Here is a 12,523-nt window from a genome sequence, read left to right on the forward strand (position 1 = left end):
TGACAAAGGCCATAAATAGAAGATAACGATTGTTTGGTCACCTGATCCCCAGCACATTTCATGAGGGATCTCGCAGAGGGCAGGAGGGAAGCTTGACCGGCAACATCTACACCATCGCGTTTCATGATGAGGTTGATGGTGAGGCAGCCTTGCCGGCTTATGCAGAGTTGGTAGCACCCGCAGTTCTGGCCGCTGGAGCCCGATATCTTTGTCGCGGTGAACCGGTCGCTATCAACGAAGCCAGATTGAAGGCGAGAGCAACCTTGCTCGAATGGCACTCATTGGAGAAAGCCTTAGCACTTTATTCAGATCCTCAGTACTTGGCGGCGCTTGAAAAGCTCCGAGGAATGGTCGAGCGCGACATTCGCATTGTCCCGTCGTTTGATGCAGGAGCTTTGTTTTCAGAAAAAGATCAGACCAGCAGCATCGATGTAGCCACGTCAGAAAGATCGGATTGAGATGCTCAAGACCATGGGATTTCCATCGCGTTACATTCAAGGGCCCGGGGCTCTTGCACAGGCCGACAGCTTGCCGAAGGAGCTTAGGCACAACAGGCTGGCGCTGCTTTGCGAAAAAACCGTGCGAGAGGTTGCATTGCTGGGGCTGCTTGACAGTTTCAATACTGCCGGGCACGCCTCGGACGTTGTTCAATTCTTCGGTGAAATAAACCTCGAGACCATCGCTGACTGCAAACATAAGATCGCCGACCATCAGCCGGATGTTGTCATTGGTCTTTGCGGTAAAAAACCCCGTCCATCAACCAAAAGGTCGGGAATCTATCAGGCGGGAACCAACAGAAAATCGCGATGCCCAAATGGCTGGCTGCCAGCGTCGAGGTGCTGACCGTGGAAGAACCCACGGTGGGGATCGATGTGAAAAGCAAGGCCTATCTGCGGGAGCTTGCCGATGATGCACCGCTCTTCTGCTGATAACAAGTGACTTACCAGAAATGATCTCTCTGGCGGATCGGATTTTGCTGATGGATGAATTTATTTTGAAAGGCGAAGTCAAAAATACTCGTGATTGCAAAGCGATGCGTCAATGCGGGATGGAATATTTCCATCATTCCGAGGATGAGCTGCGGGCAGCGAACGCCGCATCATCAGCTGAGGAAGGAAGAAAGGCGTGAAGTTTAATACAACGGCAAACGATCACTTGACGCTATCACAGATCGGCCTGGGTACCGGACCACTTGGCGGGCTATATGCTGAAAGCCCGCGTAGCCGGGCCATGCAGGTACTGGAATGCGCCTGGGAAAATGGGATTCGTTACTTCGATACGGCGCCATTTTATGGCTACGGATTGGCCGAGCGTCGGGTTGGGGACTTTCTTCAGGGGAAAGACGGTGACAGTTGGGTTCTGTCGACCAAAGTGGGTCGATTGCTTAAGCCAGACGTTGGCCCCCCAACCGATATCGCTGATTTTGTAAACGGTCTGAAGTTCGGCGTCGAATTCGACTATTCCTATGACGGCATCATGCGGTCCATCGAAGACAGCTATGCGCGTTTGGGATTAACCAAAATCGATATTGCTTATGTGCATGACATCGGCCGCTTCACTCATTCTCCAGAGATGAACGACCACCACATGGCACAGTTGAAAGACGGCGGTTTTCGGGCGCTGGATATGCTGAAAGACAGCGGTACCATCAAGGCCTGGGGAATTGGGGTCAATGAAGTTGCAGTTTGCCTTGATGTTTTGGAACGAACCGAATTGGACTGCATCCTGTTGGCCGGGCGCTACACATTGCTGGATCGCTCCGCCGAAGCAGATTTGCTACCGGCCTGCCGGGCACGCGATATTTCAATCATCGTCGGAGGGATATTCAACTCCGGCATCCTGGCAACGGACGCTGTCGAAAACGGGTATTTCGATTATCGCCCGGCGAGCTCTGACATCAAAGCCAGAGTGAGCGCCATGCAGGCGGTCGCGGAGAAAAATGGTCACCAGCTTGCGCGCGCGGCACTGCAGTTTCCTTTGCGGGAGCCGTTGGTTGTCAGCATGTTGCTCGGCACTGACACAGCAGAAAAGCTCCAGCACAATTTGGACGAATTGGCCGCTCCATTGCCAGACAGCAATTGGGACCAATACAGCAACCACGCACTGATGGATTAACACCGGCTTCGACATACCAGGCCATTGGCCGACCAGACAGGAACGGCACGTCTCACGACAGATCAAAAGGACCTGAACATGACAACACGTGATATAATAGACGCTCATCACCACCTCTGGTCCTTGGAAGGGAACATGTATCCGTGGCTGCAAAAACCCGTGCAAATAGGTGTTGGTGGTAACGTCGATAGTATAGCGTCAGACTATTTGTTGAGCGATTACCGCGAAGACACGAAAAGCTATAATCTTCTGGCCTCCGTGCACATTGAGGCACATTTTGATCGACGCTTTCCTGTGGACGAAACCGCTTGGCTTTCCCAGATGGCTAAAGAATCAGGAGGTCCGGCCGCAATCGTTGGATATGCCGCGTTGGAGGATCCGAATGTTAAGGAGATTCTGGAGCGGCATCTTGAACACGGCGATTGCTTCAAAGGCATCCGCCAAATCCTTTGCAATCACGAAAACCCGGAGTTTTGCTTTGTCCAGCGTGACGATTTCATGCGAGATGCGCAATGGCGCAAAGGCTTCGGGCTTCTCGCCGAGCTTGGGTTGTCTTTTGACCTGATGGTGTACCCGCACCAGCTTCCGGATGCCATCGATCTGGCTGCCTCCTTCCCCGAAACCCAGATTATCATAAATCATGGAGCCATGCCGCACGACCGAAGCAAGAACGGCCTGGCGCAATGGCGCGCGGATCTCGTAAAGCTTGCGGGATACGAAAACGTCTCGATGAAGGTGTCAGGTCTCGGGCAGACGGATTGGAATTGGACGGGGCAAACGATACGTCCAATGATCCGGGATCTGATCGAAATTTTCGGCCCGAAGCGAGCCATGTTTGCAAGCAACTTCCCGGTCGATAAAGCCTACAGTAGCTTTGACGTTTTGTTTGGAGCCTTTGAGAAGGCCGTTGAAGACCTGTCCAAAGACGAACAAGACGCGCTTTTCTGGGGCACTGCAAACCGGGTCTATCGGCTGAACGCCGCTCCAGCCTGATACCAGTTGGTAAACGCCGTTAAAAAAAAGCCCAAGCCCGTGGCAACCTACACACGAAAGCCCACCAGGTACCGTAGACCGGAAGAAAACATATGCCCGTAGAAGCTCAAGATGACAATCCACGTATGCCCTACCAGCACGATAATCCATCAGAGGTGCTGGCGGATATCGTCATTCCCGACGGTATTCCGGACGACGAACGCGTTTGGGTTCCTCAAGCAGAAAACGTGGATTTTCGCCCACTCATCCTCAACCGCAGTCAGGGCTATTGGATGAACTTGCTGCGCGTGCGTAAATCCGGAGTTCTGTCGCGCCATCGTCATCCACAGGCCGTGCACGGTTGGGTCCTGAAGGGCCATTGGCACTATCTTGAACATGATTGGGTTGCACGCGAAGGCGGTTTCGTTTTTGAACCACCAGGTGAGACGCATACGTTGGTTGTGCCAGACAGTGTCGATGAGATGATTACGCTGTTTCAGGTTCAGGGTGTGATGTACTACGTCGATCCCTGGGGAAAGGGCATTGGCTTTGAAGATGTCTTCACCAAGATCGAACTCTGCCGCAAGCATTACGAATCTGTCGGATTGGGCGCTGATTTCGTCGAGCAGTTCATCAGATAGGTGTAGGCGGGCTCCATGTTTGAACCTTCAACCGGACAATTCGCATGACCGCTAGGTCCGTAAAGCTGCTGAGGTGCAGATGTGCCGCGCAAATAGCGCTGGTTGCGGCCGGCATGGCAGGGTGGACGGAGCGGCAATTCGATCCGGCATTGTCCCGGGAAGGTGTGCGGGAGATCCGTGATCAGTGGCAAAGGAGCGACCATGCAGCGGAATGAACAATCCAAACGTTTTGCAAAGCTCAGCCAAAGAGACATCAACAAGGAAGTCTTTGTTGATGAATTGCCGGAATTGGGACTGATTGTCATGAACAGTCCGACGGATCCCAGTCCGTCGATCAAGATCCAGGATGGAAAGATCGTCGAGATGGACGGCCGGGATACGGCGGATTTCGATGCCATCGACCGCTTCATCGCCCAGTACGCCATCGACGTGGAACGGGCGGCAGACGCCATGGAACTGGAATCAGTGGAGATCGCTCGCATGCTGGTCGATATTCACGTCCCGCAGCGCCGGGTGATGGATATATTTGCCGGACTGACACCCGCGATGATCGCCGAGGTCATGGGCCATTTGAATGTCGTCGAGATGATGATGGCCATGCAGAAGATGCGCCAGCGCAAGAAACCCGCAGACCAGGCGCACGTTACCAATTGGAAGGAGAATCCGACCCTCCTGGCCGCCGATGCCGCCGAGGCCGGCTTGCGCGGATTTGCAGAAGAAGAAACCACGGTACGTGTGGCGCGCATGGCGCCGTTCAGCGCCCTGGCTTTGCTGATCGGATCACAGGTGGGTCGTCCCGGCGTCATGACGCAAATCTCCTGTGAGGAATCGCTGAATCTGAGGCTGGCGATGAAGGGTCTTGCGACCTATGCGGAAACACTTTCGGTGTACGGGACCATCCCCTCGTTTCTCGATGGCGATGACACGCCCTGGTCCAAGGGTATTCTGGCCTCAGCCTACGCTTCGCGCGGGATCAAGTCGCGCTTCACCTCCGGTTCCGGATCAGAGGCCTTGATGGGCTATGGGTTTGGATGGTCCATGCTGTATCTGGAAATCCGCTGTATCCTGATGGTCAAGGGGGCCGGGAGCCAAGGTGTGCAGAATGGCTCGATCTCGTGCATTGCCCTGCCTGAAAGCCTGCCAAATGGCGTGCGCGGCGTGCTGGCGGAAAATCTGGTGGCTGCCGCACTCGGACTTGAGGTCGCCGCCGGCAATGACGCGATGTCGTCACATAGCCAGATGCGCAAGACCGCCAAGCTCATGCTGCAAATGCTGCCCGGAACCGATTTCATCACGTCGGGCCATTCGGTCATGCCGCGCAAGGACAACTTGTTTGGTGGCGGCAATTTTGATGCCGAGGACATGGATGACTGGCTGGTAATCCAGCGGGACATGCAGGTCGATGGCGGCCTGAGGCCGGTGCGCGAGGAAGATGTGCTGTCAATAAGGCGCAAAGGCGCGCTGGCGATCCAAGCCGTGTTTCATGAGATGGGGTTCCCGGAAATCTCAGACGAAGAGGTGGAGGCCGCCGTTACCGCCTTTTCATCGGACGACATGCCGGATCGCAATTCGGTCGAGGATCTCGCGGCTGCTGATGCCTTTCTTGAGAGCGACAGGACCGCGTTGGATGTCGTGAAGGCACTCGCCAAGAACGGATTTGACGATGTGGCCGAAAGCGTTCTCGAGATGCAGCGCCAACGCGTCCTGGCGGATTACCTGCACACTGCGGCCGTGTTTGACGAAAAGTTCAACGTGCTCAGTGCGGTCAATACTCCAAACGACTATGAGGGTCCTGGAACGGGCTATCGCGTCGAGGGCAATAGATGGGAAGAGATTTGTGCGCTGCCGCAGGCACTCGATCCGAAATCGCTAGTCGAAGCCGAGACCGGTGACGAAAGGCTTTTGTTAGAGCCGGTGGGCCCGGCCGTTAAGGGCGAGGGTGACGAAGTGGTCGTCGCGGTTGGTGCGGCATATGGCACTGTAATGAACCGCACGCTGGCGGATTTGTCTCACGCCGATGTTCTCAAGGCAATCCTCGACGGCATTGCAGCCGAGGGGGCACGAGCCAGGATCGTCAAGGTCTGGCACGGCGCCGATGTCGCCAATATTGGTCTCTCCGGTGCAAAGCTGTCTGGGTCGGGGATCGGTATCGGTCTTCAATCCAAGGGTACAGCACTCATTCACAAGAAGGGCCTACCACCGCTGAACAATCTCGAACTGCTTTCCATGGCTCCCAACCTGACGTTGGAGAGCTATCGGTCGCTGGGCCGCAATGCGGCTTGCTACGCGACAGGGCGCTCACCTCACCCCGTACCAATGAAGATCGACAATATGGCACGTTTGCGGCTGATCGTTCATACAATGCTGCTACATCACCGCGAGGTGCGTCAAATAGATCCGGATCGTGGAATAGAAGAATTGGAGGTGACGTTCCAATGAACGACGCATCGAAAAGGAATTCATATCAGTTTCCGCTAGGAAAGCACCACCGATCGGAGATTACCACGAAATCCGGTCGCCCGCTCGAGGAGCTCGGGATCGAACAAGTATCGTCCGGACAGGTGGATTCGGACGATGTTTCGGTAAGCGCGGAAACCTTGGAGCTGCAGGCTGCCTTCGCGCGCGAATCTGGTTACGCGGAAGTTGCCGCGAACCTAACTCGTGCCGCCGAAATGACGCGGATACCCAATTCGGAAATTCTTGAGATCTACGAAGCTCTGCGCCCGGGGCGGTCGACCTATTACGAACTCTTATCGGTCAGCCAACGGGTCGCCAGCATGTACTCCGCTCAACATACCGCCGCATACATCCGTGAGGCAGCTGACGCCTACCGAGATACCGGTATGTTGAAGGTGGACGAAAAGTGAGCGGCATTCCCGATCCTATTGTTTTTGTAAGCATGTTTAAACTACACGTGATGATTGATACCACTCAGGGCCGATATTGAAGGCTTTTCCTGCAGCATGCGGTTTCCTCAAACCTAATACGTTTTCCTCTGGAACATGGTTGAGAATAGTTCATCCAATTTGCGGCTGACCGTGCATGAGACGATCAAAGACGACTTGATTCCACTTATCCTGTATAAAGCCGTGACTGCCGTTTGGGGATGCCTGTATCCCAAAAAACGCATTGGACCAATAAGACTGCGCTGCGCAGACCCTACTCCAGGGAAGACCCAAGCAACTGCGCGCGGAATAATGCTGCTTCGGCCAGGTCCTGAGTCACGGTCATCGGCTCATTATGCATGATCTCGCCCGGGCGGATTGCGCGGGTGGCTATTGTTGGAATTGCAGCTTTGACCGAATTTATGCCCAGTGCACCCAGACTGACTGGCAAATCTACCGATTTGCAAAAGCGAGCCACATTGACAATTTCTTCGTCAGAATAGTTATTCAACGCCAATTCAGCCAAGACGCCGAATGCGACCTTCTCACCATGCAGCATGTGATGAACTTCGGGCAACTCAGAGATGCCGTTGTGGAACGCATGCGCTGCGCCGACACCACCACTTTCGAATCCAATTCCGGAAAGGAGAATATTGGCTTCCAGTACCCGCTCAAATGCATCTGTTATGGAGTGGTTTTTGCAGTCCTCGACAGCCTGTTCACCGTATTTTATTACGGTCTCCAAACATAGTCGCGCGGCCGCATAGGCCAATTGCGTGCCAGTACCACCACACAAGTTACCCGCACCGGAATTGATGCAGGCATTACATTCGTAAAAGGTCGCAAGGGCGTCCCCGATACCAGCAGAGAGAAATCTGGCAGGCGCCGCACATATCACCGCGCTGTCCACAAGCACCAGATCCGGGTTGCGCCAGACGAAATGGTCATTGAGGACCCTGTCCTCTTCGTCATAAATCACCGCCAGCGCGGAACAGGGCGCATCAGATGCCGCGACAGTTGGAACGGACACAAATGGTATCCGCAACACATCCGCTGCGGCACGACCGAGGTCGATGACTTTCCCCCCCCCAAACCCGGCAACAATATCTGCACCCGACTGGCGAATCTTTTCCGTTGTGGCTTCGATGGCGGCAGGCGTGCAGGCTGGCTTAACGACTTTCTGTGACACTTTGCAATCACCCGTCACTCCCAGCCCCTCAAGCACGCTGTCAGGCAGGTTGGCATCCATTAGCGCAAGTGCATGATTGCCAAACCTCCCCGCTTCTTCAGAAAATCTTGCCAGTGCGCCGGCGCCTTGAACATAGCGAGAAGGGAAGACTGAAGTTTTCATTTGATTTCCTCATTCAAGATTTCCGATCCAAGCGGCATCGTTCCGTTGAAAGGAGTCCAGGCAGAAGCCTGCGCCCTTTCCCTACTACGGTGCTCTGCACATCATTTCGCCTCGGGCACCGAACATGTGGTCGTTGATGTCGGGATCAGCGAATGAATAGGTCCACATAACCCGCCCCCAGCCCAACCTCCTGGCAGGGCATTCTACTTGTGTCCTGGATGTCTGCTGTTTCCGACATAGAGAGCTCCTCGTTCTTTCCATTCGGATTTTGGTGCCAACATAGAATTTGGCGTACACCCCTTACGTGCCGGCTGCTGAATAGATGCGCGTCCACAATGTCCTCGACGTCTTCGTCCTGAAGTGGCGCATAAACAACGAGCCCGGTTGGCAGTTCACTGTCTTCAATAATGGACTGCAGCCAGGGATAGGGGTTGGACAGATCCCACAGATGGTGATGAGTATCGATATTTTTTTTTCATGCGGTCCTCCTACCGATGATCTTCTGAATAGCCCGGTCGCCTCGCTGGTCAGTGACTGCGTTAGCGTGTAGCTGTCGAATGGCTCGAACTCCCGGCTATCCTTTCTGTTTTCCAAGATTCCGGGTTCTGGGTTAGGCTTTTGTGTTTCGCCGTCCCTACGAGAAAGCCGCTAACCGCGCAGTGGTTCAGTGGGAACTGAAACACCACTTCCGCCAGTGTTCGGTTGGCGGCAATGGCAAGATCTTGCATCGCGGAATCTTTGCTAAGCATTTCGGGCGTGGCCGGAGCACAGTCAAAATACCGAATTCCCGCCATCTATGCTGTGTCCAAAACGGTCATTGCGTTTTCACGGTTGCACGCCCAACAAAGCCCCAAGATTGAAGAAGTCCCGAAGCCAATTTCCGAGATTCTCAGCCCAGTTTTCGCTATTTCGCTTTGTTTCACACCGAACCCCTCAATTTCTGTCAAGTATCGTCAGTTTCAACCAACTCCGTATCATCATTGTGAATAAGGTCGATGATCTGCTTGCTCATTGACAGGTAGTCTCCATCATTGAGAAGTTCCCCGGAAATGGCGAACTCCGTCATGACGGCGATCCGGTCTGCGAGTTGGATCATCTCCGGCATGTCGCTTGTGATCAGAATGATCGCCGTGCCAGAGGACGCCAGATCTCTGATCAAGTCATGCAGATCAGCTTTGCTTTTGATGTCGATGCCAACCGTAGGCTCATCAATTATCAAGACATCGCAATTGGCGGCCATCCATTTGGCAAACCCAACCTTTTGTTGGTTACCACCGGAAAGCTTGCCGACTTTCTGACGCAGTGAAGGTGTTTTGACCTGAAGTTTCTTGAGATAAGGTTCCGTTATGCGGCGCACTGACTTTCGCGTAAGGAAACCAAGTCGATTTTCCGAACGCCGCCAAACGGTGATACCGGCGTTATCCAACACAGAGTGGTCCAGTATAAGTCCTTCGTGTTTGCGGTCTTCACTGACATAGCCAATCCGATGTTTGTGGATTGCCTCGGCAGGACTATTGATCGCAATTGGATGGCCGTTGCGCTTTAGGGTGCCACCTATCTTTGGGACCAAGCCTACGATCGCCTTGGCGAGTTCCGAACGACCCGCTCCGACCAAACCGTACAGGCCCAATATTTCGCCTGGCGCAACAGCCAGACCAACCCCGCGATGCCCAATTGACGTGCTGAAGTCTGAAAGCTCCAGCGCATTTGCCTTCCTATCTATCTCACGGGGCTGATAGGCTGTGGTGAGCTCGGTACGGCCGATCATCATGCGGACAAGATCCTGCCGGTCCAGCCCATTCATGCTCAGATTTTCACATGCGTTCTTACCATCTCGCAGGACTGTTACAGTGTCGCAAATCTCCTGCACCTCTTCGAGCTTGTGGCTCACAAAAAGGACACTAACGCCCCTTTTGCGCAGCTCTCCCAGGACTTTGAAGAAGGCGATCGTCTCATGCGATGTCAGTGCTGCGGTAGGCTCATCCAAGAGTAGAACATTGGACTGCAGCGACAAAGCCTTCGCAATTTCAACCATCTGCATCTGGGCTACGCTCAGTTTCTTGACTGGCGTCGACGGGTCTGCGCTGATACCTAATGTTTCAATCCAAGGGCGTGCGGCGGCGTTGATCGCGGCAAAATCTATGGGCTTCAACCATTGATCCCCTAGACGCTCCAGCATGATGTTTTCTGCAATTGAAAATCGGGGGATCAGGTTTCGTTCCTGATGCACGACACCAATGCCTGCAATTATCGCATCCCGAGGGCTGTGAAACCGCGCAGATTGTCCGCCGATATACAACGCGCCGTCATCCGGCGCATAGGCGCCAGTGATGATCTTTATCAGCGTGGATTTACCTGCGCCGTTCTCTCCCAAAAGCGCATGGATTTTGCCCGGTACCATCGCAATAGATGCCGCATCAAGCGCCTTAACGCCCGGAAAGGACTTGCTCACCGCTTGGACTTCAAAGCTGAGATCAGCCATTTTTGACCACTAGGTCTTGTTTACTTGTCTGGATGTCTTTCCACCGGTTGAAGCCGACGGCGGCAAGAATAAGCGCACCCAGAACCACCTGAACGAGATACGGGTCAACTTTGAAAAGCACTAAGCTTTGCGTTATCAGCGCGACAATGACTACACCAAAGACGGTTGCGATGGTGCTGACGTGCCCACCGGCTAGAACTGCCCCCCCGATCACCGGCGCGGCGAATGACATAAGCAGCCAGTCATCACCAATTGTCGGTTGCCCCAATTGTAGTCTGGCAACCAATGCAACACCCGCCGCCGCAGCAAGAAACCCCGAGATACAATGAGCAACAATTACCGTGCCCGAAACATTGATACCCGACAGCTTCGCGGCATGTTCGTTCGCGCCAACCGCCAATAGCTTCCGGCCCAATGGCACCTTGTTCAACATGAAACTGACAAGAATAATGATGGTCAGGGCCGGTATGAAAACCCATGGCAATGGGCCGAAAAACGTCGTATTTCCGAATGCGCCAACAGCCGCAGGGATTTCATAAAATGGCTGTGCTTCAGTAATTGCCAGATTGAGGCCCTTGAAAATGGCCAGTGTTGCGAGCGTCACCACAAATGCCGACACGCCGGTCCAAATTATGAAAAACCCGTTCAAGGCTCCAGCCAAAATGCCGATCATTATCGCTAAAGCGACGGCCAAAGGTGCGGGAACTCCCCAGACTTCCATCATTCCAGCAAAACTGATGGCAGCCAAACCGCCAATAGCGCCAACTGAGAGGTTCATCTGCCCGATAGCGATAATCACCATTTGTGACAACGCGATCAGAATATTAATAGAGATCGCCTCCAAAAGCACCTGTCCGTTGAGAACGGAAAGGAAAGCCGGGCTTTTGAGACTGATGATGCAGGTGGCAACAGCACAAACCAGTGCCAGGCCAGCCCAATCATGTTTCAGAAGTGATGGCATAGCTCTCCCTCGCTAGGTTTGGACGAATGACCGGCGGAACTTGTCCAAAACGACCGCCAACAAGAGCATGAGACCCAAACAGGCCTGCACCCAAAACTCACCAACCTGGACCAACAGCAGACCGTTCGACAAGATGGAAACCAAGGCTGCACCAAGAACCGCGCCCAAAACTGAGACCTGCCCCCCCAAGAGCAACGTCCCACCAAGGACCGGCCCAAGGAACGCAATCAGCAACCAGTCTTGTCCAAGATTACCCGCCATAGCTGGAATGGCCGCGCCGTTGCGCGCCAAGAGCATTAGTCCTGCACATCCCGCGACCGCACCGGACAGGGCGTGACACATGACGAACAGTCTGCTGACCCGCAGTCCAGATTGTTCAGCCGCCGCCGCTTGGGCACCCGCTGCCAACATTTCTTTACCAATCCGGGTAAAGTGATAAAGAGCACCCAAAAGCACCGCGACAATCACCGTTGGGATCAACATCGCAGACAGGATTCCGAAGAACTTTAGGCGGCTGAACTCCGTGAAGAGTTCTGGCATCTCTCGAAAAGACTCGGCTCGAGTCAGAAAGATCATCCCACCAAAGAAGATACTCATTGTAGCAAGCGTGACGATGAAGCTGTGAAGCCCTGACCAAACGACCCCAAAGCCATTGATCGCTCCCAAACCGGCTCCAACACCGATTGCAAGAAGCATCGCCAGATACCAAGGCAGGCCGATGTCCTCGATAAGCCAGCCGCATGTCATAGCAACACAAACCCCGATGGCGCCGACCGCGAGATTGAGCCCACCTGTGACGAGAACGACCATCATAGAAAAACCTATCATCGCATTGACCGCTATGATCCTCCCCAACAGGTAAAGGTTGAAGTTCGAGAGGAAACCACTTGCGAGACTGGCGAACACAAGCACGGCAATAACAATCAATGCGAAGAGTCCAAACTCGTTACTCAGCGCGATCCGCTTGAGTAACCCGGAAGCCCCTCGATCAAACTCCCCAAATTTTTCTGAATCGGTCGTCACGCAGCTATCCGGTTTGTTGTCAACTTGGAGGCGGCAATCTGCCGCCCCCAGTTTTTGATCTCGAGCACCTGCAACACGAAAAAGCACGCCTTG

At 54.0% G+C, this 12,523-nt stretch carries 12 protein-coding genes; 8 read left to right on the plus strand and 4 right to left on the minus strand.

Going from position 1 to position 12,523, the window contains the following annotated elements; all coding sequences use genetic code 11:
* Nucleotides 1-92: 92 nt before the first annotated feature.
* The 8 genes from OQ273_RS13880 (at nt 93) to OQ273_RS13915 (ending at nt 6,595) form a co-directional block, all read left to right on the plus strand.
* Nucleotides 93-458 (plus strand): DUF1330 domain-containing protein, encoded by a 366-nt coding sequence (locus OQ273_RS13880; protein WP_267991093.1) that lies wholly within the window; start codon nt 93-95, stop codon nt 456-458.
* 348 nt (nt 459-806) lie between these two features.
* On the plus strand, nt 807-929 hold the full coding sequence (locus OQ273_RS13885; RefSeq protein WP_267991094.1) for a hypothetical protein: 123 nt from the start codon (nt 807-809) through the stop codon (nt 927-929).
* A 50-nt stretch (nt 930-979) separates the two neighbouring features.
* Nucleotides 980-1,129, plus strand: a complete 150-nt coding sequence (locus OQ273_RS13890; RefSeq protein WP_267991095.1) for a hypothetical protein — start codon at nt 980-982, stop codon at nt 1,127-1,129.
* Nucleotides 1,126-2,115 carry an aldo/keto reductase gene (locus OQ273_RS13895; protein ID WP_267991096.1) on the plus strand — a complete coding sequence of 330 codons (990 nt, stop codon included), beginning with the start codon at nt 1,126-1,128 and terminating at the stop codon, nt 2,113-2,115. Before OQ273_RS13890 ends, OQ273_RS13895 begins: the two co-directional genes overlap by 4 nt.
* A gap of 78 nt (nt 2,116-2,193) precedes the next feature.
* Nucleotides 2,194-3,108: an amidohydrolase family protein gene (locus tag OQ273_RS13900; RefSeq protein ID WP_267991097.1), complete on the plus strand. Its 915-nt coding sequence runs from the start codon at nt 2,194-2,196 to the stop codon at nt 3,106-3,108.
* A gap of 92 nt (nt 3,109-3,200) precedes the next feature.
* Nucleotides 3,201-3,728 (plus strand): 2,4'-dihydroxyacetophenone dioxygenase family protein, encoded by a 528-nt coding sequence (locus OQ273_RS13905; RefSeq protein ID WP_267991098.1) that lies wholly within the window; start codon nt 3,201-3,203, stop codon nt 3,726-3,728.
* Between the two features lie 201 nt (nt 3,729-3,929).
* Nucleotides 3,930-6,167, plus strand: a complete 2,238-nt coding sequence (locus tag OQ273_RS13910) for a propanediol/glycerol family dehydratase large subunit (protein WP_271292110.1) — start codon at nt 3,930-3,932, stop codon at nt 6,165-6,167.
* Nucleotides 6,164-6,595: a diol dehydratase small subunit gene (locus OQ273_RS13915; RefSeq protein ID WP_267991099.1), complete on the plus strand. Its 432-nt coding sequence runs from the start codon at nt 6,164-6,166 to the stop codon at nt 6,593-6,595. Before OQ273_RS13910 ends, OQ273_RS13915 begins: the two co-directional genes overlap by 4 nt.
* 292 nt (nt 6,596-6,887) lie before the next feature.
* On the opposite strand, the gene OQ273_RS13920 is transcribed toward OQ273_RS13915, so the two are convergent.
* From OQ273_RS13920 to OQ273_RS13935, 4 genes are all read right to left on the minus strand, one after another.
* Nucleotides 6,888-7,964, minus strand: coding sequence for a glycerol dehydrogenase (locus OQ273_RS13920; protein ID WP_267991100.1), 1,077 nt, complete (start codon nt 7,962-7,964; stop codon nt 6,888-6,890).
* Between the two features lie 943 nt (nt 7,965-8,907).
* The gene (locus tag OQ273_RS13925) at nt 8,908-10,446 is read right to left on the minus strand and encodes a sugar ABC transporter ATP-binding protein (RefSeq protein WP_267991101.1); all 1,539 of its coding nucleotides are present in this window, start codon (nt 10,444-10,446) and stop codon (nt 8,908-8,910) included.
* Nucleotides 10,439-11,407 (minus strand): ABC transporter permease, encoded by a 969-nt coding sequence (locus tag OQ273_RS13930; RefSeq protein WP_267991102.1) that lies wholly within the window; start codon nt 11,405-11,407, stop codon nt 10,439-10,441. The genes OQ273_RS13925 and OQ273_RS13930 overlap by 8 nt, the downstream gene beginning before the upstream one ends.
* A gap of 12 nt (nt 11,408-11,419) precedes the next feature.
* The gene (locus OQ273_RS13935) at nt 11,420-12,517 is read right to left on the minus strand and encodes an ABC transporter permease (RefSeq protein WP_267991103.1); all 1,098 of its coding nucleotides are present in this window, start codon (nt 12,515-12,517) and stop codon (nt 11,420-11,422) included.
* Nucleotides 12,518-12,523 lie beyond the last annotated feature (6 nt).

Origin of the sequence: Hoeflea prorocentri (assembly GCF_027944115.1) — a bacterium.
GTDB lineage: Bacteria > Pseudomonadota > Alphaproteobacteria > Rhizobiales > Rhizobiaceae > Hoeflea_A > Hoeflea_A prorocentri.